Raw genomic sequence first — 26,992 nt, forward strand, 5'->3', positions numbered from 1 at the left:
CAACTGTTGAAAAATCGAGGAAATCGACGGAACAAATTGTCGTCAGGGACGATCCGTTTGGAATTAACTAACCAATAGAGAACATGAAAATTAGACTACAAAAAAAGGACGTAAGACGAGTGGGACTATTGCTCGCCATGCTGTTAGGTGTCATAAGCAACCCTCTTCATGCGCAACAGACCGTTACGGGTACAATCTTCGATCAGGATGATCGGCCCCTGCAGGGCGTGAATGTTCGTGTTATCGGAAAAAATCAAAGTACGGCTACCGCTGCTGACGGGCAGTTTGCGTTGGATAATGTGGACGCAGAGGCTACCCTTACTGTTTCCTACTTAGGATACCGGACACAGGAGGTTGCATTACAAGGACGGACGAATATCTCGGTGATATTGCAATCCGACGCCGAATTGTTGGACGAAGTCGTGGTGATGGGCTACGAATCCAGAAGCAGGCAGTCATTGACCGGTAGCGTGGTCAATGTGAATACAACGGAGTTGAAAAAAATGAATCCGGTGAATAACATTACCAATGCCTTGCAAGGCATGATTCCGGGGGTAGTGGCAAATAGTGGGAATTTGCCAACTTCCGGTGCAGATATCCAGATTCGCGGAATCGGTACAATCAATAATACATCGCCGTTAATTATTGTAGACGGGGTACCCTCAGGAATCGGGCAACTGAATCCGGCTGAGATTGAATCCATGTCCGTTTTGAAAGACGCAGCATCTACTGCCATATACGGTGCCCGCGGTGCAAATGGGGTCATTGTGGTAACCACCCTCAAAGGAAAACGAAATCAGGCTCCCAAGGTGGCTGTAAACGCACGGACAAGTATCAGCGGGCTACCCCCGCAATACGATATGCTCAATCCAACCGAATTTGGTGAAATGCTTTGGATGTCATTTAGAAACGCGGGAATACAGCCGAACCATCCTCTCTATGGGAATGGAGAAAATCCCGTTATTCCAAAATACATTTATCCAGCGGTAACAAACGACATCGATCTAAGCAAATACCATGCGTACGATTATCAGATTGTAGAATCTACTCCGGAAGGTACAAATTGGTTTGACCACGTTTACCAAAGGTCGGTAAAGCAAGATTATGATGTAGCGATAAATGGCGGTACCAACAATCTGTTGTATAGTTTTGTGCTTGGCTATACCGATAATACCGGTTCGGTTAAGCAATCGGGCTACGATCGGTTCAATTTCCGAACCAATTTATCGGTTAACTTGACCGACTGGTTGGAAATTGGTGAAAATCTAGGAATTAGGTCTCAGAATATTTATGGGCGGCAATCGGATGGTGGCGAAGGAAGTACAATCGGGATGACGTTACTGATGCCGCGTCTGAGTCCGGTATACGATATCATGGGCAACTGGGCCCCCGTGACGAAGCTGATCGGATTTTCATCCAATCGCAGCGAACCTTCTGAAATTTGGAGACAAAGTGATTATACCCAGAAACACCTCGCTATTGACGGGAACGTATTTGTGAATATCAACGTTCTGAAGAACTTGACTGCAAAATCCGTGGTGGGAATAAACACCGGCAACGGCAACAATAACTATCCAACGGAGGCAAACCCATGGAATTACGCGGGGACAACGCTGGACAAGCTTACTGTTTCTTCCAGCAATAACCGGAGCTGGAATTGGGTAAATACACTAAACTACCGGCAGGACATCCAGGATCATACGTTTGATGTTTTGCTAGGCTTTGAAACCGGCGCAAGCAGGTCTGAGGATATGGAAGCCGCGCGGGAAAAATATTTTCTACAAACTCCGGAGTATTTTGTGCTCAGCGCTGGTGAAGGGACCCAAACCAATAGTGGCGGTTATTCAGAAAGCTCGTACGCATCCTACTTCGGACGGTTGCATTACAATTTTAACAATCGCTATTTTTTTGATGGCGTGCTAAGACGGGATGGTTCGTCTGTTTTCGCAGAAAACAACAGATGGGGGACATTTCCATCGATCGCTGGGGCTTGGGTTGTTTCCGAAGAACAGTTTATGAATGGGATCAACTGGTTAAACTTTTTAAAGCTCCGCGCCAGTTGGGGGCAATCAGGAAATAACCGTATAGGCACCTATAATGGGTTCTCTACGTTCCAAACCAATATCAACTTTTCATACTATCCGATTGATGGGTCAAGCAACAATCCACAGTCGGGCTTCGAAACCAGAGGTTTTGGTAACCGCGACGCCAAATGGGAAACTACTACAACGATTAATCTCGGGTTGGATGCCAACTTCCTTGAAAATTTCTCCCTGGGGTTAGACCTGTGGACGAAGCAGACAACCGATATGTTGTATCCGAAAGCAATTCCTGCGGTTTATGGCTATGCTGCCGCGCCTTCGGTAAACATCGGCGACATGTTAAACCGGGGTATTGACCTGTCGGTCGGCTATAAGGGAGTGGCGTTGAACAATGATCTTTCTTTTGACGTGAATTTGGTGGCGTCAACCTATAAAAATGAAATACTTAGGTTATCAGACGCTGTTGATGAGGTCAGGTATGGGACTATCTTCCGGGATCAATATTATACGTTTGCAAAAAAGGGCACAGCGTTTCCTGAGTTTTATGGCTATCAAGTGTTAGGAATCTTCCAAACCAGCGCCGAAGCCGATGCGTATGCTCCCAATGAATTGGATCCTTCCTATAACAAACCGGGCCACTTTAAGTTTGCAGATGTCAATGGTGATGGGGTAATAAATTCGGACGACCGAACATCTATTGGTAATCCACACCCCGATTTGACGCTGGGGTTAAACCTAATGCTACGGTATAAAAATTTTGATCTTCTCGCATCCATCTACTCCAGTATCGGCAATGATGCAATGAATTTAGATAGACGGATCATGGACTTCAACTATATGGATTTCTGGAGAGGAACGCGGCGGTTGTACGAATCTTGGGGCAGTCCACATCTTTCGGACAATGCCAACGCAAAAATGCCTATCGCCGAAATAAACGACCAGGTGAGCCAACTACCTTCTTCGTATTATGTGGAAGATGCGTCCTATGTACGGGTCAGGAATCTCCAGTTAGGTTATAACATTTCAGGCGATTGGTTTAAAAACATCGGGGTAGAGAATTTGCGCATATATGTGGTCGGATCGAATCTCTTTACCTTCACTTCATACGAAGGATTGGATCCTGCGTTTTATAATTCAGGTATAAACCTCGGTATTGATGGAGGTAGATGGCCTACGGTCAAATCTTACATTGTCGGAGTGAACATAAATTTCTAGTTTGTTACCCCCTAAATTTTTGATGATATGAAAAAAATACTAAAAAATAGCAGTGGTAAAACCTCACTGGTATTACTGCTGGTCGTGGGATTATCGTTGTCATGTAGCGAGGATTTTTTATATAAAAAGCCAACCGGCGTGGTATCGCTTGAAGATCTGTACACAAAAGAGGGTGTCGACCTGCTGCTAACGGCCAGTTATTCGTTAATCAAAGGCGCCGCCATCAAATCGGGGTGGCCCGCCGAAGCGTATTCGGCCTCCATTACCAACTGGGTCTGGGATCTTGCGTCGGACGACGCGTATAAAGGGTCTACCTTATCGGATCTCGCAGACGGCGGAGAGATCGAACGTTTTGTGGCTTTACCGAATAATGCACACATCATCAATAAGTGGGTTGTCATGTACGATGGTGTATCAAGGTCTAACGATTGCATCAACGCAATTTTGAATGCCAAGGACATGACTGATCAGGAAAGAAGCGAGGCAATGGGGCAGGCAAAATTTTTACGGGCGCTCTTTCATTTTAGAGTGCAGCAAATGCATTATCAGGTGCCGTTTATATCGCATGAGGAAAGTAATCCCGGGTCAGTTCCCAATGATCATCCGATTTGGCCGGAAATCGAAGCCGACTTGACCGAAGCAATTTCGTTATTACCTGAAAGATTCCCTAGCGAACCGGGACGAGCAACAAAATACGCCGCGCTGGCATTGAAATCTTATGTGTTACTCCATCAAGGAAAATATACTGACGCCAGTCCATTACTTGACGAAATTATAAACAGCGGCATATACAGCTTGGCACCTCATTTTTTTGATAATTTTGATTACGACCACCGAAACAATTCGGAGTCCATCTTTGAAATACAACGTGCGGTCAACGACGGTACGGCGCAAGGTTTCAACGGGACTCCCGATATTTGGACTACAAATCCGCCTACTACTTCCGGGCTCCCCGTTTGCTGCGGTATGTACCAACCCTCAATGGACTTGGTGAATGCGTTTAAGGTAGATGGAAACGGATTGCCATTATTGGGATATGAGGGGCCCAGGTATGACGAGTCTAACTTAAAAAATGATATGGGCTTGGGTCCCAATGATGAATTTATCCCACCTACCGATTTGCTGGATCCCCGCCTGGACTGGACCGTTGCCAGACGTGGAATTCCGTTTTTGGATTGGGGGATATGCACAGGGTGGGCACGCGACCAGATAAATGGAGGCCCCTTTGAACTGAAAAAGAGGATGTATCCTAAGTCACTCGAAGGGATTGCATCCCATACCTCTTTTGCAAGGTCCACGGCGCTGAACACCCGGTTTATTCGATATGCGCATGTCTTGCTTTGGCGGGCAGAATGTGCAGTTGAAGCAAACGACCTTGAACGGGCACGGAACCTGGTCAATCAGGTAAGGGAACGTTCATCCGACGACTTCGTTATGGGAAGAACGTTGTCTTACACGTTTCCTAACGCCCCTGGATCGGAAGGTGCCGAGGTGGACTGGGATCAGCCAGCTGCTAATTATCTTTTGGGAACGTATGACAGCTTTCCTGATCAGCAATATGCAAGGGATGCCGTTCGTATGGAACTTCGGCTTGAAACGGCAATGGAAGGAAATCGTTTCTTTGATCTGCGGAGGTGGGAAATCCTGGATGAGGTTATTCCGGTCTTTATCGAAAAGGATGCTAACTTCCGGTCTTTCATGCAGGGAGCCGTATTTAATGCTGAAAAACATGACTATTGGCCATTGCCGGAAAGCCAACTAGACATTCAAGCAGGTGTTTTACAGCAGGATCCCGCTTGGTAGTTGTTTTTAATAGGTGTAATACCATGGATGACATGAATAATCGTTTGAATAGCGCCACCGTAGGCGGCCACAGATATCCAGCGTGTTTATTGCTGACGTCTTTATTCATTATAATAACTTCCTGCACAGGCGGGACAGGCGGTGAAAAGGAAACTTCACAGGAATCCGATCTGAAGCCGCTCTTCAGTCGGCAGGAACTGATCGATATGAATTATCCATTCGGCCGATACGGAAAAGATGTGCCGTTGGGCGATCCGGATGTAGAATGGAAAAGAAGTAATCCCGACATTCTGGTGTACGTACCTACCGGCTCGGGTATTTATAACGGTGACAACGAACATTTTCTTGTTTTTAAAGCTCCCAAAAGCGAGGAACTATTGGCACTATGGACGCAAAGTTCGGTAGAAGGTAGCGGAAATAACCACCTGGTGTTGGCACGTAGCGCCGATGCCGTCAATTGGTCGGCCCCAGCATATTTGGTAGGTGCCAACTATGGCCGGAGTGAGCTGCAGGCGAGCTGGGGGTTTCCCGTTGTATCAAAAAGTGGTCGGATTTATATTTTTTACACAAAGGAAGTCGAGCCCTATGATAACAATCGCCAGGGCAGCGGTACAATGGGATGTATTTTTTCGGATGATAATGGCGTTACCTGGACACCGCCTGAAGAAATCCCTATGCCACGGTCCAAGTACGATAACCCCGATACCACTTACCCCAAAAACTGGATTGTGTGGCAGCGTCCTACCAAAGACAGCGAAGATAAGTGGATAGCCGGGTACACGTTGATCACATCCAACACCGTGATGAAAGATGAACCGAATTGGGTGAATGCCGATTCCCGGTGTTATTTTATGCGATTCATGAATCTGGATGAAGATCCCTTTCCCAATGAACTGGAAATCGACTGGTATCCGGAAAACGACCTCGGCCTGGAGGTGCAAAACCCGGTATATCCACATCTTTCGGTAGCTCAGGAGCCGGCTGTGGTCCTCTTGCCTGATGGGCGGCTGTTTACGATTATGCGGAATATGACGGGGTTTATTTACTATGCCGTTTCTTCCGACCAGGGGAAGACTTGGACAGACCCGGAAATGCTCAGGTATTCGGACGATGGACCGGGGATTGAACACCCCATGTCGCCTTGTCCAATTTATAGGCTAACTAATGGGAAATTTGTGCTGTTTTTTCACAATAACACGGGCGAGCGGCTGGGATACGACCAAGCGGCCAAGCATTGGGATATTAATGTGGCTAATGTGGTAAGGAATCCAACTTATTATGCGGTCGGTGAATTTAACGCAATGGCAAAACAACCCATATGGTTTGGAGATCCCGTCGAAATATTAAATACAGGTGACGTTGCTGTACCACCGAAAATGACCGCGGAGATAGGAACATACCCCAGCGTGACGGAATTCGGTGGCAAAACAATCCTTTGGTATCCCGACCGGAAGCGATATCTTCTTGGGAAATACCTTGAGCTAGGTGATGAATGATGAATTCGGTAGCTGAGGTCTACGCTTTTGGGTTACTTGTTATATCCTTATACATTTTATTCAGTTAAATCTTAGTCTTATGATCCGCTTGTTGATGTTATTCGCATTCGTAACGGTGCTCTTACCGTCAGCCCTACAATCGCAAACCATTGAGATAACCAACACCGATGCCAGGTACATTGGTAATGGAAGTGAACTGCCCAGTGAGCATTATGCCGATCAGCCCTATGTAATAGTTTGTGATGACGGGAGTTGGGTATGCACAATGACCACGTCTTCCGGAGTAGAATCTGCGTACATGAATCACATTGTCTCTACAAAAAGCTATGACCAAGGAAAAACTTGGAGTCGACTTACCGATGTAGAGCCTTCCGGAGTTCCCCAGTCGTCTTGGGCTGTTCCGCTAAAAGTCCCCAGCGGCCGAATCTATGTGTTCTACAATTTCAATCGGGATCGTCATCCCGGGCTTGCTGGAGTGATGAGCGGACCGTTTGCGTTTCGGTACTCAGATGATCACGGAAAATCGTGGTCAACTGAGCGATATGAAGTCCCCATGCGGAAAACCAAAATCGATTACGATAATTTCTCGAATGGATCGTATCAATTTTTCTGGAGCGTCGCCAAACCGGTCGTCACTGACAAAGCTGCATATATTACTTATTCAAAATTGCTTGTCGATAATCCCGAAGCTAAGGGGTTTCACCGAAGGGCAGAGGGGTTTATTCTCAAAAGCTCGAATCTATTAACGGAGAGCGATCCCGAGAAGATCCGTTGGGATTTACTGCCAGAAGGAGAGATAGGAATTAACAATCCCCAATTCGGTGACGTGCAGGAGGAACACCACACCGTTGTGATGGAAGACGGCAGTCTGTATGTGGTGTACCGTACCGTAGAGGGCCATATGGCTTATTCCATAAGCAGGGATGATGGGCGGAATTTTTCGCTTCCCCAGCAACTGACGTATGCTTCCGGTGGGGTGATGGGCAATCCGCGAGCCTGCCCACGGATACATCGTACCCGCGACGGAAAATACCTGCTTTGGTATCACAATAACTTTAGAACCCGTACCTACCAAGGCAGGAATCCAGTATGGTTGTCTGGCGGAGTTGAAAAAGATGGAGAAATAGCATGGTCACAGCCCGAAATCGTACTTTACGACATGGATCCCGAGGCTTTCGGAATGAGCTATCCCGATTTTGTTGAACAAGACGGCAAGCTATGGATCGTGGAAACACAAAAGAATTATGCGCGGGTCCACGAAGTGAGTCAGGATTTGCTGGACGGAATGTGGTCGCAGTTTTTGGAAAACAAGGGGCGTATTGTAAAAGAGGGGTTGGTTATGGAGAGCAACGATAACATGCTGAAAGCAGGAAGCATCAACTTTCCCACACTGCCAAATTTGATGACCGGTGGTGGCTTTACGCTAGCGTTGTGGTTTACGGCGAAGGACTTGGAGCCTGAACAAACGCTATTGAGTACGTTTGGTTCCAAACATAAGGGATTGGAAGTTTCGCTAGCTGAAAACCGTGCGATCCAAATCAAAATCCACGATGGCGAAATGAGGGATGCGGACGGCCCGTATCGCGAAGGTCAGGTTTTCGTGTCCGATACGGATGTTCTCTCCCCGGGTACACTCCACCACGTTGTATTTGTGGTAGATGGAGCATCTGGCATCGCGTCTATTATTGTTGATGGTATGTTGAGCGACGGCTCGTTAGGTACACGGCCCTATGGCTGGGGTCGCATATACACGTTCATGGGAGATCTCAATGACACCTACACCTGCAAGGGCAATCCTGATTTTAACGGGCAACTGCGGCATATCAGAGTGTATAATAGGTACCTAACTACGTCTGAAGTTATAGCGAATTATCAGGCTGGATTATAAGAAATGTAGACGAATATGGAAAGCTGGAAATCAGATAATGAACTGTTCAAGCTGATACGAGCTGAATTGTTCACGGCTGTTGTGGGCGATATTATGGATAAAATGGGCTACTTATGCCAATTTTTGCCGCCCCAAATTCAACCGTTGCGCGGTGACATGTTGGTCGCAGGGCGGGCGATGACCGTTCTTGAAGCGGATAGTTTTGGTGATTCATCAGCAAGCACGAAGAATGCGGTTCTGCAGCAGCATTTCGGTCTGATGCTTGATGCGCTGGATGACCTGAAGGAAAATGAAATTTATGTATGTACGGGCTCCTCTCCGTCATACGCGGTATGGGGGGAGTTGATGAGTGTAAGGGCGATGAAGCTCGGGGCGGTGGGTGCCATTGTCAATGGCTACTCTCGGGATACCGATAAAATATTGGAATTAGGGTTCCCTACGTTTTCCTTAGGTAGGTATGCCCAAGACCAGGCACCCCGTGGAAAGGTTATCGATTTTAGGGTGCCGATAAAGATAGGTGAGGTCAGCATTTACCCAGATGATATCTTAATCGGGGATATCGACGGCGTTTGCGTGGTTCCGCAGGTAGCAGAAAGCGAGGTAATCCGAGGAGCATTGGAAAAAGTCCGTGGAGAAAGGGCGGTAAAAGATGCCATGCTGGACGGGATGAGTGCGAAAGCGGCTTTTGGTAAGTTCGGAATCATGTAACCGGGTAGTGGTATGAAAATAACCGAAGTTAAAGTCTGGTTGGTGGAAGGCATCAAGTACAATTGGACACTGATAAAAATTTATACGGATAGCGGCTATACCGGTGTAGGCGAGGCTACCAACTGGCCGGGGAGCCCAATTGTATACCATGCCGCTAAGCACGTCGGTGAACGCGTTGTAGGCCTTGATCCCATGCGCACCGATTTTATTTGGACGAAGCTATACCGCGATCTGAACTGGGTAGGTCCTTATGGCGCAAGTATGTGTGCAATTAGTGGCATTGACATGGCACTACTTGATCTAAAAGGAAAGGTACTAGGCGTACCCTGTTATGAACTTTTGGGTGGGTGCTTTCGTAAAGAAATACAACTTTACGCTAATTATTGGTTCATAGCGGGTGGCCACAATGAAATCGACTACGCAAGCCAGGCGGCAGCCGTAAAAAAGGCGGGTTTTACGGGGTTGAAATTCGATCCCTTCGCACATACCTCTTATTTGTATGATACGGATCTTTCTACCAATCTCAGTTTAACGGCCTCGCAGCAAAACCGGGCATATACCATCAGTAAGTCGGTTAGGGATGCCGTAGGTCCGGATGTCGATATCATGATTGAAACACATGCCATGCTCAATATCCGGACGGCCATAAAAATGGCGCAATTGCTGGCCCCGCTTGATATCGCGTGGTATGAAGAACCCGTCGGCCCTGAAAATGTAGCGGCGTTGAGGGCGGTACGTGACCGACTTCCCGGCAATATGGCCATTTGCGTGGGCGAACGATTGTATACGCGCTTCGGGATACGTGAAGTCCTCGAAAAACAATTGGTAGAAGTAGTGATGCCAGATATTACCCGATGCGGAGGGCCATCCGAATTAAAACGTATAGCGACGTTGGCTGAAACGTACAACGTGCTGATTGCGCCGCATAATCCAAACGGTCCGCTATCCACCTTGGCAAGTGCGCACGTATGTGCCAGTATCCCCAATTTTTTTCGTCAAGAATTTATGTTTAACGACGTTCCTTGGCGGGATACCGTCATTGATTATCCCCTGTCACATATGATATCCGAGGGTCATTTGAAACTGTCAGAACGGCCCGGACTTGGGGTCGATTTAGTGGAAGATGAAATGGAGAAGCATCCCGGGATTCTCGAAGAAAAGGAAGGGTTTTATGTGTAAGATATCCGGACGAGGAGAAATCATTGAAAGCGTGTAAAAAGAACAATGAATCAAAAACAAAAGGTGTTGATCACCAGGCGCGTGCCCCACGAATGGCTGTCGGTACTTGATGATATTGCCGAAGTAACCATTTGGGACGGGAAAAATGCATCCTTGATGCCCAGGGACATGTTGATGGATTTAATTGGCAATTACAATGCGGTGATTAATTTCACCGATATAAAAACAGATGAGGAATTCATTCATCAAGCCCGACAACTAAAAATTATTGCTAACGTATCCATTGGACATGACAACCTGAATTTGCCACTTCTTACCGAAAAGGGTATTTGGGCAACGAATACGCCGGGCTTTTTTACGTATCCAACCGCCGAATATGCATTTGTGGGCATGATGATCATCCTAAGAAAGATGTTGGAAGCCGACAGTTTCGTCAGGAATGGTGATTGGCACGGCTTTGAACCGGGCAGATGGGATGGCGTTAGTCTGCATGAATGCAGCGTGGGAATAATCGGTCTCGGAAGCATTGGAAGCCAGCTAAAGAAGCTTGTAAAGGCCATAGGCGCTGATGTGGTATATTATACAAGAAAAAAAAGCAACGAGAAGGATTATCGGCCATTGGACGAATTACTGAGGAGTTCGGACATTATCTCGCTACACGTTCCACTTAATTCTTCCACGAAAAAAATGGTAGACGCCAATTTTATCTCGAAAATGAAAGATGGGGCCATATTAGTGAATACCTCGCGGGGCGGTATTTTGGATTTAAATGATTGCATTGCGGCGCTAAAAACCGGGAAGCTCGGAGGAGCGGTGCTGGATGTTTTCGAGGATGAACCGCATGTGCCTGCACCGCTAAGAGCGATGAAGAATGTATTGTTAACACCCCATATGGCTGGTGGCACGCACACGGTAAGGGAGTTGAGTGTCAGTGCGGCTGCAAGGAATGTTGCAGATGCGTTGAGTGGTAAAAAGCCCCAGCATGCACTTAACAGCATTTAGATTCAACTTAGATTCAACCTAATCGATTTCGCTAAGACCCCATCTTGATAAAATCATTGACAACACCGTTAAGAATCATCATAACGGGTGGCCCCCCGTCTGCTACCTTTGCTTCGTAACTTTTTAAATCTAATAGTATGATCAGCGTTAAATGTATTTTAGACAGGGCGCTGTGCGATTCGCGGTTAAAACGGATCGTACATGTGATTCTTGTGCTGGCCTCTGTGGGATGGGCGGGGGGAGTAGGGGCCTACGCCGCCTCAGTCCAGCAGCGAACGGTAATCGGCACAGTTGTGGATGCAGACGGACAATCGTTGGAGGGGGTAACTGTAGCTGTGAAAGGAACTGAAACAGCAACACAAACGGATGCTTCTGGCCGGTTTTCGCTGCGCGCAGAAGCCAGTGCCGTACTGGTGTTTACCTCAGTAGGATTCCTCACACAGGAGGTGGTAGTTAGTTCATCGGATGTATACCGTGTAACACTTGAGAGCGACCGCGAAGATCTGGATGAGGTTGTCGTGGTGGGATATGGCAGCCAACGGAAAATCAACCTGACGGGTTCAGTGGCGAGCGTCCCGTCCGATGTATTGCTGAAACGACCGACACCCAATGTGAGCAATATGTTGCAGGGACGGGTAGCAGGGTTACAGGTAACACAAGGTACGGGGCAGCCGGGTAGGGAAAATACTTCGCTTAGCGTCCGTGGTCAGGGTTCATACGGTGCTTCGTCGGCGCCAATGGTGCTGATTGATGGTGTATTGGGCAACCTGGCAGCTGTAGCTCCTGAAGATGTCGCCTCCATCAGTGTGTTAAAAGACGCAGCGTCGGCGGCTATCTACGGTGCGCGAGCGGCGAACGGGGTCATCCTTGTCACTACAAAGCGCGGTTCTTCCGGTGCACCCAGTATTACGTATTCCAACAATTTTGCCATGCATGAAGCGACCCGGCTGCCGGATTTGATCTGGAACTCCGCCGAAACGATGGAACTCTGGAATAGTGCGGTGGCATTTAGTGGCAGCGGCTATGCAACTTTTACGGAAGAAGAGATTGCTGCCTACCGAAACGGTTCGGATCCGCAATATCCGAATTACAACTGGGTAGACAATACGTTCAAGAAAGCTTTTGTCCACAACCATCACGTGGCAATAAGTGGTGGCGGTGAACGTTCTACGTACCAATTGTCTTTGGGATACTTAAATCAGGATGGAGTACTGCCCGGTCACGACCATCAGCGGTATACAGGAATGATCAGTGTCAATACCGACATTAGGGACTGGATCAGCGTGGGCTCCAACATTGCGCTTGCGCAACGCGACCTTCGGGCTCCCTCGTTTGAAAACGATGAATATGTGCTGATGATCTATTCGCAGACGGGCCTTTCCCGTCCCTATCTACCTGATGGCAGCGGTCGGTATTCGGCAAGGGCCTACGAAAAAGTATGGCAGAACCGTAATCCCATGGCTATCGCTAACGAAGGGGGACGCAACCGCACGGACTACAATATCCGGGCACAGGCTTATGTAGACGTTAAGCCGTTGCCCGGCTTAACCTGGAGTACCAAGGTGGCTGTAAACCTTGACGAAGTTCACGATAAACTGCGTGCATACGATATCGATGCCTATTATTATCAGAAGGTGAACGCAAACGATGTGGATTATACCTATGCCGGAAACCTATGGCCCATCATCGACAATGGCCTCAATCAAGATAATTATCGAACCAATTTGTACACATTATTCTCTACCGTGCAGTATGATAAAACGATGGGTAGCCATGATTTTTCTGTATTGGGCGGATATAGCCAGGAATATCAGAAATACAGTCAATTGGGCGGTTCACGGATCGGCATCCCGTCGCCCATATTGAATGAGTTAAATGCAGGTACGCCGCAAGGACAGTCTACCCGCGGTACAGCCAACGAATGGGCAATCCAATCGTTGTTTGGTCGGGTGAACTACAGTTATGAAGGAAAGTACCTGTTGGAGGCGAACCTGCGCTACGATGGTACCTCACGAATATATAGTGATAACCGCTGGGGCTTGTTTCCGTCGGTTTCCGCCGGATGGCGGCTCTCTCAGGAGAATTTCATGCAATCACTGGATTGGCTTGACGACCTGAAAATCCGGTTGTCGTATGGGAAATTGGGTAACCAAGAGATCAATAACTACCCCTATCAGGACATTCTCTCGCAGGCTAACTATGCGTTCGGATCGAGTCTCACACCGGGCGCTTATGTAACCCGGCTAACGGATAAGAATTTGGTCTGGGAATCTACCGAGGTATTCAACATCGGTTTAGATTACAGCATGCTCAACGACCTGTTTGGCTTCTCACTGGATGTGTATCGTAAGAATACAACGGACATCCTCTATACGCAGCCTGTACCCGCCAGCGTGGGGTTGGATGCACCTACCGTCAACTTCGGGGCGATGCAGAATAAAGGTATTGACCTCGAATTGCGCCATCGCCATCATATCGGTGAGGTCAACTATCGGATAAGCGGAATATTCAATACCTATCGCAACGAAGTAACCCGGTTGCTGTCGCCAGCTATCGGCACCTATACGCTGTCCCGCGAGGGTGAGCCTTGGAATTCGTTTTACATGCTTGAATGGATCGGGGTATTTCAATCGGACGAGGAAATTGCCAATTCGCCTACGCAGCCGTTTAATCCCAAGCCGGGTGATCTGAAATTCAAGGATCAGGACGGTAATGGCTCTGTGGGACCTGAAGATCGTATTATCGTAGACGGAGCCCACCCGAAGTTTGCGTATTCTTTCGGTCTTGACGTAGAATACCGGCAGTTTGACCTGACTGCTTTTTTTCAGGGGGTAGAAGGCCGTAAGCTGTATGTAAATCAATTTGGTAGCGAACCGTTTTACCAAGCCGGGGCTCCGCCCGCAAAATGGCGTAACGCCTGGACGCAGGAAAATCCAACCAATGAACTGCCGCACATTTACGTAGGAGGAAACAGCGAGTATAGTCCGGTTAATGGCAATGCATCCACCTTTTTCCTACAGGATGCCTCATACTTTCGGCTCAAAAACGTTCAGATCGGCTACAATTTCCCCACTGCCCGTGTCAGCAAAATCGGGCTTGCGGGGCTGCGGCTGTTCGTTGCAGGCGACAACCTGCTGACCGCTACGAAATACGACGGGGCGGATCCCGAACGTGCAAGTAACGGACGCTATGCGCAATACCCGCAAGTACGGATATTTTCTGCCGGACTGAATGTTAAACTCTAAAATGCGATCAACGATGAAAACGAATAAATTATATACGGTTCTGGTGGGCGCACTGGTCACGATAGGGAGTATCTCATGCTCGGATTTCCTGGACCGCGCACCTTTAGACCAGATGTCAAGTGAAACATTCTGGCAATCGGAAGTCGATGTGGAAATGGCCCTAACCGGCTGTTATCGCAGACTCAGGGATGAGCAATATTTTGGATGGAAACGGGTAGATTTGGACTGTCTGACAGACAACGCCCAGCAACGCCATAACCATGGCGCTGTGACCGACATCAGTCGCGGTGTGATTGAAAAAACGACTGGAGGAATCATTTCTGCGATATGGGGCAGTGCCTACAAGGGGATCAACACGTGTAATTACTTTTTGGAAAACATAGCGCGCGTACCTGGTATCGACGAGCAGAAAAAGAATCGCTATATGGCTGAAGCACGCTTTTTAAGAGCGTTCTTCTATTTTGAGCTGGTGCACTTCTTTGGCGACGCGCCGCTTTACCGGGATGTGCCGACCGTTGAAACCGCCAGCATCCGGCAATCGCCCAAAGCCGAACTATTGGCCTTTATCCACGAAGACCTCGACTTCGCCATACAACAACTGCCTGATGTACCCTATACAGACGGACATGTAGTGAAAGGAAGTGCGCAGGGCTATAAAGCCCGTATCTTGATGTACGAAGAGCAATTTGCGGAAGCTGCTGCGCTCTGTAAGGAAATTATAGACGCTGGAAATTTTCAGCTGGGCACCAGCTATTCAGGACTGTTTATCACGCCAGGGCAGGCTAACAATCCCGAAATCATGTTTTCTACCCGGTACGTGGCACCCGACGATTATACGGAGATGGATATTCAGGTGAACTGGTGGTCGTCAAACAATCCACGCCAGGAGTTTGTGGATGCCTACGAAACAACAGACGGTAAGGCCATAAACGATGCAAGCGGCATTTACGATCCGGACCAGCCCTATGAAAATCGTGACCCCCGGTTGGAAATGACGGTAATGCTACCCGATGAGGTTTGGTTGAATCCCGATGGCTCGCCGTATACGCCCGAGCACACCACCACAGGTTACCGGCAGAAAAAGTACATCGATCCGACCATCGTACCGATTGATTATGCCACCAGGAGTGACCAAGATTACGTGCATCTCCGCTTTGCCGATATCCTGTTGATGTATGCAGAAGCTCAAAATGAGGCAAATGGACCAGATCAATCGGTGATAGACGCGATCAACCGCGTCAGGAACAGGGAGGATGTGCAAATGCCTCCGGTGGAAATGGAAGCGTCCAAAGATGTTATGCGGGAGGTCATCCGGCACGAAAGGCGCATCGAACTTGCGCTGGAAGGCTTGCGTTATTTCGATCTCAAGCGTTGGCACATCGCGCATGAGGTGATGCCAAACGTGCAGGATGCCGCGGGCGTGCCCATCCGGTTTGACAATCCCAAGCATTACTTGTGGCCGTATCAGCAATCTGAATTGGACATTAACCCGAATTTGGAACCTAACCCGAATTACGAATAATATGAAACCATTGCTTAGGAACTCACTGACATCGCTTGTTTGCCTGTTGGCATCCTCAGCCTGGCTGCAGGTTTATGCGCAATCAGCCATCCATCCCATATCGGCCTATACGCAGGCAAAAAAGCATGCTATCGTTTATGACAAGCCTGCGCCCAACTTCTTCGAGGGCGCCCTGCTTGGAAATGGAGGGATGGGTGTGGTGGTAACTACGCGACCCGATGCAGTGGTGCTGTATTTCGGTCACAACAACGTGTGGGATATCCGTATTGCCGAAGATTTCAAAGATGAAATCGGCACATTTGCTGAGGTTTTTGAGAAGGTGCAGCAAATTCCGGATACCCTAGAGAAACTGACTGACGACCCTTGGTACCGGGAATATAATAAGCTTACCACAGCAAATTATGCCAAGCCCTATCCCCGCCCGTTTCCATGCGGCCGCGTGGTACTCGGCTTTGACCGGCGGGAAGCGACATTGCTGGGACATAAGCTGGATATTGCCACGGGAGTGTGCGATGTATCGCTGCTTACGAAAGACGGCAAGCACCTTACCCTGCGCGTGTTTACAGAGATGGAGCATGATAGGTTGTGGATGAGGTTGTTGGATGCAGAGGGTCGAGATGCTTCCAATGTGTTTGACCGCATTCGGGTGATACCCGACCCATCTACACCTAAGGAATTTCCCACGTATGCAGTAACGGAAGCGTTGACCGCAGGTACGCTGGCATTCCGGCAGGTATTGCCCCGGCAGGAGCCTGCCGATTACAATCCTTCAACCGGGGATCCGGGAGAGCGGGCGTTCAGCCTGATCGCAAAAACCAACGTACCACTGGAGAAAAAGCCGCGTATTAATTGGGATGGTAATCAAGAGGAGATGCATGAGCTTGAGGCGGCGCTGGGGGATGGCGATGAATTGTTAATCTGTGTGGCGTTGGCAGAAGGCCTGGATAGTCAATTACCAGCACGTGTAGAAAAACTGGATGTTCCCTCGGTGGAGGCAGCTTCTTTCCGCTTGGCAGCAGAGCAAGCCACCGCTAGTTGGCAGCAATACTGGGATAAGTCGGGCATGCGGCTGGCTGACGAATTTCTGGAATGTATTTGGTACCGTAACCTGTACTTCTTCAACTGTGCCGCGAAAGACGGTGTGACGCCTCCGGGACTCTTTGCCAACTGGAGCTACAACAACATCGGCACAGCGTGGCATGGCGATTATCACATGAATTACAACACGCAACAGCCTTTCTGGATGACCTTCTCCAGCAATCACCTGGAAAAGAACCTGCCGTATGTACAGCTCGTTGAAAATCTGATGGATGTGAGCCGAAAATGGGCGCGTGATTATTACAACTTGCCGGGGGCATATTTCCCACACTCGGCCTATCCCGTGACCATGACGATGAATCCTTACCCGGTGCCCGATTGGGGGTGGGAGATCTGCGAGACACCATGGACCGTACAGGGGCTTTGGTGGCATTACCTGTATTCGGGCGATGTGGATTTCCTCAAAAACCGTGCTTATGAACCCATCAAGGCTGCCGTGGAGTTTTTAGTGGCATATATCAAACGACCCGAAGCGCGTGGTGGCGACCGGTGGGACGACGACCGCTATCACATTTTTCCAACCATTCCGCCCGAGCTATATTCGCTGCGGCCGGGGTTTGCCTTTAATTACGATGTGAATATCGATCTGGCGCTGACGAAATTCATATTCAACGCATTTAGCCAAATGGTGCAGGTGTTGGGCACGCAGGCGGAGGATGGGACTATTGTTGAATCCATCCGAGACATCCTTACAAATTTTCCGGACTATCCCATGGCCAAATCACCCGCTCTTGGACCGATTTTCGTTTCCGTACCGGGCGAGCATGACAAAGTGGTATATAATGTGCCACTGCCGCTGACGACGGTTTTTCCGGGCGAACAGCACGGTTTGCATACTTCCCCGGATACCTTGCAGTGGTTGGAAAACACCTTCCGCAACCAACAGAACGAGGGCGGGAATGACTTGGTGTTCCTCAACTTACAGGCGGCACGCATCGGTTTGCTCGATCTGGAGCAGTTTAAGCAGCAGGTGAATTACTCCCTCCTGCCGAACGGAACAGCCACCGATATGGTTATGCAGGTACATGGCCGATATAGTGACCAGACAAATTTTGATTTTATGGCCGGCATGGGCATTTGGTTTGAAAACTTCGGATTGCCTGCCGTGATCAACGAGTGCCTGATGCAGAGCTATACAGGAACCATAGAGTTGTTTCCCAATTGGCCGATGGATAAAGATGCACAATTCACGACCCTCCGGGCGGTAGGTGCCTTTTTGGTGAGCGCATCCCTCGAAGGAGGCCAGGTGCGGTGGGTAAACGTTATTAGCGAGAAAGGAGCGACATTGAAGATAAAATCGCCTTGGGGTAAAAAAGGATTCATCGAAACCGCTGGAAAAAAGTGGCCGATCACAACAGAACTCATTGAACTTGAAACGACTTCTGCAGAGGAAATTATATTGACACTGGAATAACACACTGCAAACACATGAAGGATTTACCATTGAAAAATATATGGGTGCTGGAGTTTTGCCAATACCTATCAGGCCCTTGTGCCACCCTGCGGCTGGCCGATCTCGGGGCACGGGTCATTAAAATCGAACGGCCGAACAAAGGTGAAGCAGGCCGTAAATTGGCCATAGAAAATCAATGGGTCGGTGAAGACTCGTTGCTCTTCCATACCATTAATCGCAATAAAGATAGCTTTGCGGCCGATTTGAACGATCCAAAGGACCGGGAATGGGTGGATAAATTGATCGCTAAAGCCGATGTGCTCATTCACAATTTTAGACCGGGAACGATGGAGAAAAAAGGGCTCGACTACGCATCTGTCAAAAAGTTGAACAGGAGCATTATTTACGCGTCCATCAGTGGCTATGGGGAGGAAGGGCCTTGGAAAAATAAACCCGGGCAAGACCTACTCATCCAGTCGCTTTCAGGGCTTGCCTATACGACCGGAAATAAGCAGGACAACCCCGTACCTTTTGGCTTAGGCTTGGGCGATTATCTGTGTGGTAACCAGGCCGTCCAGGGAATATTGGCTGCGCTGATCCGGAAAAAACGGACCGGACAGGGAGCGAAGCTGGAACTTAGTCTACTGGAAAGTGCGGTTGATTTTCAGTTTGAGTTGTTTACCACCTATTTTCAGTCCAAGCGCGTGCCGATCCGGTCCAGTGTAAACAATGCGCATACCTTGCTGAGTGCCCCATATGGTATCTATAAAACAGCCGATGGATACCTCGCCGTCGCTATGATGCCCCTTCAGCGGCTCAATAGGGCCATCGATTGCGTTGCATTGGCCGGGTTTACGGAGGCGGAAGCTTTTACAAAACGTGACGAGATTAAATGTGTGCTGACGCATCATTTTAAGACGAATACGACCGCTCATTGGCTCGAACGGTCGCAACCTCATGATTTGTGGATGGCACCGGTGATGAATTGGGATCAATTGCGGAGTACTCAAACTTACCGTCAGCTTCAAGTGGAACAGCATGTGGCCCTGAACGGTGGCAAGACCCTGACCACCACCCGTTGCCCCATACGTATGGATGGTACGGTTGTCCATGCCGCAAAGCCAGCACCTGCCGTGGGTGAACAAACCGATGTGATTAAAGCCGAACTCAGTCGAAAATGAAGTTGTTGGAAGATATTTTAGTACTCGATTTCAGCCAATTTCTTTCTGCGCCGTCGGCAAGCCTGCGGCTGGCAGACATGGGGGCAAGGGTCATCAAGGTGGAACGGCCCGATACCGGAGATATCTGCCGTTCGTTGTATGTATCCGATGTGGAAGTACATGGAGAATCAACCATCTTCCATGCAATAAACCGCAACAAAGAAAGTTTTGCAGCCGATTTGAAAAAGCCGGAAGACCGGGCCAAGCTCAATAAGCTGATTGCTCGGGCAGACGTTATGCTGCACAATTTCCGGCCTGGAGTCATGGAACGTCTCGGACTCGACTATCAACAGGTGAAGGAGCTCAATCCGACGATTATCTACGGTTCCATCTCCGGATACGGAGAGGTGGGCGAATGGAGGGAGATGCCCGGTCAGGATTTGCTGTTACAGGCTGTTTCCGGAATTACTTACCTGAGCGGTAGCGCAGACGATCCCCCCATACCCATGGGAGTGGCTGTCGGCGATATCGTCGCTGGTACACACTTGGCACAGGGCATCTTATCTGCGTTATACCGGCGCTTGGTTACCGGCCAAGGTGCGCATATACAGATCAGCATGCTGGAAAGCTTACTGGATTTCCAGTTTGAAGTGATCACCACCTATCTGAACGATGGATTCCAATTGCCGAAACGGAGCTCGGTAAATGGAGCCCATGCCTACATCGCCGCGCCCTACGGCATTTACAAAACCCACGACGGGTATATGGCACTCGCCATGGGCAACATTCCAAGGCTGGGTGAATTGCTGGACAGCCCACCGCTGCAACGCTATAGGGATGAACGCAGTTGGTTTGACCAACGCGATGAAATCAAACACATCCTGAAAGAGTTACTGGTTACGAAGCCGACCGCCGAATGGCTCGCGCGCCTTGAACCCGCTGACATCTGGTGTGCGGATGTACTCGACTACGAAAAATTGCGCCGCGAAGAAGGTTACCGGGTACTCCAAATGGAGCAGCAGGTACACAATGAAGCCTTTGAGCTGACCACCACGCGCTGCCCGATACGGGTAGACGGAGTGATTTTGAAATCAGAAACGGCTGCTCCCCACTTGGGTGAGCATAATGAAGAGATTGAAAATGAGTTTGGACTGTAAATACAATTAAACCGAAAGAACATGAAGAATCCCAATCCTGATCCGGCATCGCACGGCGATATTCCAATTTGGAATGCCGAAAACTGGTTTTACGAAGACATTGAAATCGGACTGCGCATACGCTCTATCCGGCGCACCATCAGTGAGGGCGAAAGCATGCAGTTCAACACGCTGGTGCAGGACCTTCATCCCTATGTGGCAGACGAGTTATTTGCCGGTCGGGAAGGCATTTTCGGCAGGCGGTTGGTGGCCGGTGCATTTGTATTCAGCCTGGGACTGGGGTTGGTGGCTACAAACTGTATAAATGCTTTCAGCTATGGCTATGATAAGTTGCGCTTCATTAAACCCGTCTTTATCGGCGATACGCTGTATTGCATCAAGACCAACCTCGCGAAAGAACCCAAGTATAAAGATATGGGACTGTATCGCGCCAGCTATGAAGTCTTTAAAAACGAAGGCGAGCTTGTGTTGTACTGCGAGCACCTGCAAACAGTCAAATACCGGGAAACCTCCAGCTTTGCTGAATAAAAACAACAAACGGCATGAATGACAGGAAATTTTTTGAAGAGTATAGGACGGGAGAAACGCGGGAAACCACGGGACGAACCATCACTGAAAGCGACATCGTACTGCATGCTGGCCAAACCGGAGATTTCTATCCGCACCACATGGACGTGGAGTGGTGCAAAACTCAACCGTTTGGGCAGCGTCTTGCACACGGAACGTTAATTTTCAGCGTAGCCATCGGGATGACGGCAGGAACCATTAATGAAGAGTCGTTGACCTATGGATACGACCGCCTGCGGTTCCTGCGCCCGGTCTTCATCGGTGATACCATCCGTGTAAAGGTAACCATCACTGACAAACGGCCGCATAGGCAGCCGGATAAAGGGATGGTTGTGGAAGGCGTGGAGGTGGTCAACCAACATGGGCAACCGGTGATGGTTTGCGAGCACCTGTTGTTGGTAAACCGTAAATAGACAAGGTATGAAAAAACCGATTACATTGCGTGGTATTACATGGAACCACAGCCGGGGGTACACGCCGCTAGTGGCAGCCGCCCAGCGGTACGGAGAGTTGCATCCCGAGGTGTCCGTCACGTGGGATAAGCGTACCTTACAGGAGTTTGCAGATGCGCCGCTCGATCAGTTGGTGCCACAGTATGATTTGCTGATCATCGATCACCCATGGGTGGGCCGTGCGGCGGCAGTGGGATTGGTACTCCCCCTGGATAGTTATTTGTCCGGTGGTGTACTGCGAGATCAGGCCCGTCATTCCGTTGGCTTTTCGCACGCCAGCTATCAATACGATGGACACCAATGGGCGTTGGCCATCGATGCCGCCACGCCTGTAGCAAGTTACCGTAAAGACCTGCTGGACAAACACGACGCAGCGTTGCCGACGGTATGGGACGACGTACTATCGCTGGCTAAAGCAGGCAAAGTGGCCGTTCCGTCGATTCCCATTGATCTGCTGATGTACTTCTACACATTTTGCCTTGTAGTTGGCCAAGAGCCATTCCTTAGCGAAGAAGAAGTGGTAGGCCAAGTTTCGGGCATTGAGGCATTGGAATTAATGCGGTCGTTGTGGTGTTTGATCGATCAACGGTTTTTTGAGATGAATCCCATTCGGGTGGCAGAATGCATGACTGCAGAAGCTGGTTATTGGTATTGCCCGTTTTCCTATGGTTATTCAAACTACGCACGTACGGGTTATGCGGCAAATGTACTTGCTTATACGGATGTTGTAGGTTTTGGAACTTCAGACAATAAGATGAGAACGACATTGGGGGGTACGGGACTGGCCGTTTCGGCCACTTCCCGACATCAACAAACGGCGCTGGATTTCGCGACGTGGATTACCTCCGGTGTTATCCAGTCTACCCTGTATGCCGAGGCAGGCGGACAACCCGGCCATCGCAGTGCTTGGGAAAATGAACGCGTCAACTTATCTTGCAACCACTTTTTCAAGGATACCCTGCCAGCGCTGGATCGGGCGTATGTAAGACCACGGTACAACGGCTACCTTTCTTTTCAGGATCGGGCTGGAGAACCGTTACAGCGCTACCTTCGCCATGGCGGAGATCCTACACGGGTACTCACGGAAATAAATACCATCTATCGCGAATCACGGAAGAGACTATGAACGCTATAATTGATACGCATGTGCATTGCTGGAATCTAGAACGAGCCCGGTACGACTGGCTTGAGGGCAACGGCACACTACTGAACCGGAATTATGCATTTTCGGAGCTGCAGCCGGAATTCCAGCAGGCCGGAATTGCTGGTGGCATGTTGGTACAAGCCGCCAACAACGTGGACGATACGGAGTTGATGCTGGAAATCGCACGAGCATTTCCCACCGTTGTGGGGGTGGTAGGGTGGTTGCCGTTGGAGGCACCCGAAGATGTACAGCGACTGATCGAGGGGCAGTTTCGGAAGGAGCCACATCTCAAAGGGGTGCGGCACCTGATACACAACGAAACGGACGCAAAGTGGCTGCTGCGTGAGCCTGTGCTGGATAGTCTTCGCATATTGGCAGCCGAATGCATACCGTACGACGTAGTAGGTGTCTTACCGGAACACCTCGAAACGGTGTTGGAGGTGGCCGAACGGATCCCCGGACTTCGCCTCATGCTTGATCACCTTAACCAGCCACCCATCGCGGCCAAAGAGACGTTCGGTCGTTGGGGTGAATTGATGTCGGAAGTGTGTCAGCATACGCAGGTTTGGTGTAAGATTTCCGGCTTAGGTACCACCACCGGAAAAGGGAATGCGTGGACGGCGGAAGACATTAAGCCTTATGTAGCTTATGTGTTGGAACTTTTTGGGGTAGAACGCTGCATATGCGGAGGGGACTGGCCGGTTTCACTGCTGGCCGGATCGTATGCACATACGTGGCAGACATACCGGGAAGTGATTGGTAATCTGTTGCCTCCCGGTGAGCAAGCACAAATATACCGCGAGAATGCAATAGCTTTCTATAAGTTGGAGATGCCATGAATCTAACCGAAGGTATTTTATTACATGCAGTTGGGGCTTTTTCCGCGGCACTTTGTTATACTCCGCAAAAGAAAACAGTCAGCTGGTCTTGGCAGACGTTCTGGCTGGCACAGGCCGCCGTTTGCTGGTTGTTGCTGCCCATCGTCGTAGCAGTATTAACTATCCCCGAACTGCTCACCGTGCTGCGTGAAGCACCGGCGGATGCCATGGGTAAGTCGTTTGCCCTCGGCGCGCTTTACGGAGTAGGTGGCACGGCTTTTGGATTGGCGATCAGGTATGTAGGGTTTTCGCTGACTTATGCCGTGTCCGTAGGTCTTTCGTGCGTACTGGGTACACTCCTGCCACCCCTGTATCACGGCACGTTAATGACGACATTAGCAGAAGCTGGGGGTGCATGGATCGGATGGGGCGTGGTCGTCGGCACGGCAGGTATCGCATTTTGTGGTTTGGCCGGTGTTGCTAAAGAGAAAGATCTAATACGGGGAAACAACCTATTTCAGTTTGATGTCCGGAAAGGGCTGCCGCTTTGTATATTGGCCGGTGTACTGTCGGCTTGTTACAGTTTTGCACTTGACCAGGGACAACCGATAGCCGAGGTGGCCGAGCGGCATGGTGCCGGTAGTTTTCAGGGAAATGTGATTTACCTGTTTTCGAATACCGGTGCTTTCTTGGTCACTTGCCTGTATTGTGTTCACCTGCACCGGAAGCATCGTTCCTTTGCGGAGTATCGGTTGCTGACGACGGCCGAACCGTCAAACAGGCGACGGCTGGGATGGAACTATCTGCTGGCCTGCCTGACTGGATGCATGTGGTACACGCAATTTTTTTTCTATGGCCTGGGACATGTACGGATGGGTAATTATAAATTCAGCAGCTGGGCTATTCACATGATTATGCTGGTTGCCATCAGCCTGATTATCGGTTTGCTGATGAAGGAGTGGTCAGGCGTACGTCGGCCTACGCTCGTTGCCCTGTATGTGGCTTTATTGACGTTAGTTGCTTCGGTACTATTGCTTACCTATGGGAATTACCTGGGCACCGTTTAACAGCACAGAATTTATGGATTTATCACGCATTGCTTACCAAATTCCGAAACCTGCACTGCACACGCCAATAGTATGCATCGGCGCCGGAAATATCGTCCAGCAAGCGCACCTGCCTGCGTATGCGCTGGCAGGATTTGAAGTAACCGGGATCACCGACCTGAATAGTGAGCTTGCCCGAAAAGTCGCTGATGACTTTGCGATTCCCTCCGTTTATGACAGTCTGGATGAGGCCTGCAGGCAGCACGGCAATGCCGTTATTTTCGATGTAGCGGTTCCGGGCAATGCCATCCTTGGAATCTTGGAACGGCTGCCAGCAAATACTTATGTGTTGCTCCAAAAGCCAATGGGAGAGAACATCGCTGATGCCCAGCGAATCCTCGATATATGCCGGAAAAAAAACATTACCGCGGCCATGAATTTCCAGTTGCGTTATGCACCCTACATGATGATGGCCAAAGAAATGCGCCGTCAGGGTGTGTTGGGTGAAGTATGCGATATCGAAGTGCATGTGGACGCATACACACCGTGGCATTTATGGGATTTTCTCCGGGAGGCTCCGCGCGTGGAGATAGTATACCACAGCATCCATTACATCGATCTCATCCGCCACTTAATCGGCACCCCTAGGGGAGTGCTCGGCAAAACGGTGAAACATCCGCTTATGGCAGACCTCGATTCTGTACGATCGGCGATCATCTTAGATTACGGAGATATGTTGAGGGCTAACATCCTGACCAACCACGCCCATCGATATGGGGCCGCATATGAAAATGCGTATGTGAAAATAGAAGGTACGTTGGGCGCCGTGCGGATCCAGTTGGGACTGATCATGAACTATCCCGATGGTGTAGAAGATAAATTTGAGTACGCACTGCTCGGAGAAGACGGAAGCCGTACGGGCTGGAAATCCCTGCCGATCAACGGTTCGTGGTTTCCGCATGCCTTCATCGGTAGCATGGCAGAGGTGATGGAAGCCCGGCACACGGGAAAGCAGCCCGACAACTCCGTGGAGGACGGTTTTGAAACCATGTTGTGTGTGGAAGCGGCATATCGTACCGTGATCCCGCCGCTAGCGGGGTTTATGCCGTAGTTACAACGCAGATTGGTTCAACGATTCCCGGTATTCAATGGGGGTGACCTTCATGATTTGCTTGAAAGCGGTATGAAAACTGGTGGGATTGTTGTAACCGCAGCGATAACAGATCTCCTTGAGTGAATAATCATCGGTCTGCAGCAGCTTGCACGCATTGCCGATACGGATTTCATTGAGAAATTGGATGAATGTTTTCTGAGTTTTTAATTTAAAAAACCGACAGAAGGAGTTGGGAGACATGTGACTGATCTCGGCCATTTCCTTAAGTGAGATATCTCGGGCGAAGTTTTGCAGTAGGTATTGGTATACATCATTGAAACGCTTCATGTCCCTTTCATCGATCGATGTCCGGTAGGAAACACTCGCCAACGCTTCGCTGTGGTCCGTGTTGGATAGCAAATCGACGATTTGCAGAAACAGGCCGATACGTGACAATCCTGTACTGGCGCGCAAGGCGGCTATTTTTTCCAGAATGATCGATTTGATACCGCCGAAGAACCGGATTCCACGTTGCGCACGAACGAGCATCTTTTGGTACCGGCTGATGCTATCGGTATCATCGGTGATCCGGGCGATCAAATTCGATGGAAAATAAATGGCTGTGGCTTTGGTGTACAGATTGAGTGTTTTTTCGTAATAGACGGCATCACTCCGCCACAGATGTGGCATTTCGGGACTGATAAGCACCAAATCTCCCGCCTGATAATTGCCCACATAGTCGCCCATGATGAGCTTTCCATGACCTTTTTCTATCCATACCAATTCACAAAGTTTATGGAAATGGAATGGGTGATTGAAATGGGAATGGTTAATTTCTTTTACCCATATTTTTTTCTGCCCGACAATGGGTGCGTCAACAATTAACTCAGGTTTCATAATTTCCACATTGGTTAGACTGTGATTACTTGAAATCGATCTGAAAGATAACTTTTATCGAGGAAAT

At 49.3% G+C, this 26,992-nt stretch carries 19 protein-coding genes; 18 read left to right on the top strand and 1 reads right to left on the bottom strand.

The window, feature by feature from the left end; all coding sequences use genetic code 11:
* Positions 1–83: 83 nt before the first annotated feature.
* From BMZ56_RS19825 to BMZ56_RS19910, 18 genes are all read left to right on the top strand, one after another.
* The gene (locus BMZ56_RS19825; protein ID WP_090629768.1) at positions 84–3,257 is read left to right on the top strand and encodes a SusC/RagA family TonB-linked outer membrane protein; all 3,174 of its coding nucleotides are present in this window, start codon (positions 84–86) and stop codon (positions 3,255–3,257) included.
* A gap of 27 nt (positions 3,258–3,284) precedes the next feature.
* The gene (locus BMZ56_RS19830) at positions 3,285–5,060 is read left to right on the top strand and encodes a RagB/SusD family nutrient uptake outer membrane protein (protein ID WP_090629770.1); all 1,776 of its coding nucleotides are present in this window, start codon (positions 3,285–3,287) and stop codon (positions 5,058–5,060) included.
* Positions 5,061–5,092: 32 nt separating this feature from the next.
* Positions 5,093–6,556 carry a sialidase family protein gene (locus tag BMZ56_RS19835; protein WP_177195223.1) on the top strand — a complete coding sequence of 488 codons (1,464 nt, stop codon included), beginning with the start codon at positions 5,093–5,095 and terminating at the stop codon, positions 6,554–6,556.
* A 79-nt stretch (positions 6,557–6,635) separates the two neighbouring features.
* On the top strand, positions 6,636–8,444 hold the full coding sequence (locus tag BMZ56_RS19840) for an exo-alpha-sialidase (RefSeq protein ID WP_090629773.1): 1,809 nt from the start codon (positions 6,636–6,638) through the stop codon (positions 8,442–8,444).
* Between the two features lie 15 nt (positions 8,445–8,459).
* Entirely contained in the window at positions 8,460–9,152 is a 693-nt protein-coding gene (locus BMZ56_RS19845; protein ID WP_090629775.1) for an RraA family protein, read from the top strand.
* A gap of 12 nt (positions 9,153–9,164) precedes the next feature.
* A complete protein-coding gene (locus BMZ56_RS19850; RefSeq protein WP_090629778.1) occupies positions 9,165–10,331 on the top strand; it encodes a mandelate racemase/muconate lactonizing enzyme family protein in 1,167 nt (388 codons plus the stop codon).
* 45 nt (positions 10,332–10,376) lie between these two features.
* Positions 10,377–11,333, top strand: a complete 957-nt coding sequence (locus tag BMZ56_RS19855; RefSeq protein WP_090629779.1) for a 2-hydroxyacid dehydrogenase — start codon at positions 10,377–10,379, stop codon at positions 11,331–11,333.
* 137 nt (positions 11,334–11,470) lie between these two features.
* Positions 11,471–14,578 (top strand): SusC/RagA family TonB-linked outer membrane protein, encoded by a 3,108-nt coding sequence (locus tag BMZ56_RS19860; protein WP_090629782.1) that lies wholly within the window; start codon positions 11,471–11,473, stop codon positions 14,576–14,578.
* 13 nt (positions 14,579–14,591) lie between these two features.
* A complete protein-coding gene (locus BMZ56_RS19865) occupies positions 14,592–16,100 on the top strand; it encodes a RagB/SusD family nutrient uptake outer membrane protein (protein WP_177195224.1) in 1,509 nt (502 codons plus the stop codon).
* 1 nt (position 16,101) lies between these two features.
* On the top strand, positions 16,102–18,612 hold the full coding sequence (locus tag BMZ56_RS19870) for a glycosyl hydrolase family 95 catalytic domain-containing protein (protein ID WP_090629787.1): 2,511 nt from the start codon (positions 16,102–16,104) through the stop codon (positions 18,610–18,612).
* Between the two features lie 14 nt (positions 18,613–18,626).
* Positions 18,627–19,772 (top strand): CaiB/BaiF CoA transferase family protein, encoded by a 1,146-nt coding sequence (locus tag BMZ56_RS19875; protein ID WP_090629788.1) that lies wholly within the window; start codon positions 18,627–18,629, stop codon positions 19,770–19,772.
* Positions 19,769–20,908 (top strand): CaiB/BaiF CoA transferase family protein, encoded by a 1,140-nt coding sequence (locus BMZ56_RS19880; RefSeq protein WP_090629791.1) that lies wholly within the window; start codon positions 19,769–19,771, stop codon positions 20,906–20,908. The genes BMZ56_RS19875 and BMZ56_RS19880 overlap by 4 nt, the downstream gene beginning before the upstream one ends.
* Positions 20,909–20,929: 21 nt before the next feature.
* On the top strand, positions 20,930–21,436 hold the full coding sequence (locus tag BMZ56_RS19885; protein WP_090629793.1) for a MaoC family dehydratase: 507 nt from the start codon (positions 20,930–20,932) through the stop codon (positions 21,434–21,436).
* 14 nt (positions 21,437–21,450) lie between these two features.
* Positions 21,451–21,888 carry a MaoC family dehydratase gene (locus BMZ56_RS19890; protein ID WP_090629796.1) on the top strand — a complete coding sequence of 146 codons (438 nt, stop codon included), beginning with the start codon at positions 21,451–21,453 and terminating at the stop codon, positions 21,886–21,888.
* Positions 21,889–21,895: 7 nt separating this feature from the next.
* Positions 21,896–23,053 (top strand): extracellular solute-binding protein, encoded by a 1,158-nt coding sequence (locus tag BMZ56_RS19895; protein ID WP_090629798.1) that lies wholly within the window; start codon positions 21,896–21,898, stop codon positions 23,051–23,053.
* A complete protein-coding gene (locus BMZ56_RS19900) occupies positions 23,050–23,910 on the top strand; it encodes an amidohydrolase family protein (protein WP_090629801.1) in 861 nt (286 codons plus the stop codon). Before BMZ56_RS19895 ends, BMZ56_RS19900 begins: the two co-directional genes overlap by 4 nt.
* On the top strand, positions 23,907–24,956 hold the full coding sequence (locus BMZ56_RS19905; protein ID WP_090629805.1) for an L-rhamnose/proton symporter RhaT: 1,050 nt from the start codon (positions 23,907–23,909) through the stop codon (positions 24,954–24,956). The genes BMZ56_RS19900 and BMZ56_RS19905 overlap by 4 nt, the downstream gene beginning before the upstream one ends.
* On the top strand, positions 24,931–26,046 hold the full coding sequence (locus BMZ56_RS19910) for a Gfo/Idh/MocA family protein (RefSeq protein ID WP_256213847.1): 1,116 nt from the start codon (positions 24,931–24,933) through the stop codon (positions 26,044–26,046). The genes BMZ56_RS19905 and BMZ56_RS19910 overlap by 26 nt, the downstream gene beginning before the upstream one ends.
* Here the strand turns inward: BMZ56_RS19910 and BMZ56_RS19915 are convergent, their stop codons facing one another.
* On the bottom strand, positions 26,047–26,925 hold the full coding sequence (locus tag BMZ56_RS19915) for an AraC family transcriptional regulator (protein ID WP_090629807.1): 879 nt from the start codon (positions 26,923–26,925) through the stop codon (positions 26,047–26,049). It abuts the gene before it with no gap.
* Positions 26,926–26,992: the final 67 nt, after the last annotated feature.

This window comes from Parapedobacter indicus, assembly GCF_900113765.1.
Classification (GTDB): Bacteria; Bacteroidota; Bacteroidia; order Sphingobacteriales; family Sphingobacteriaceae; genus Parapedobacter; species Parapedobacter indicus.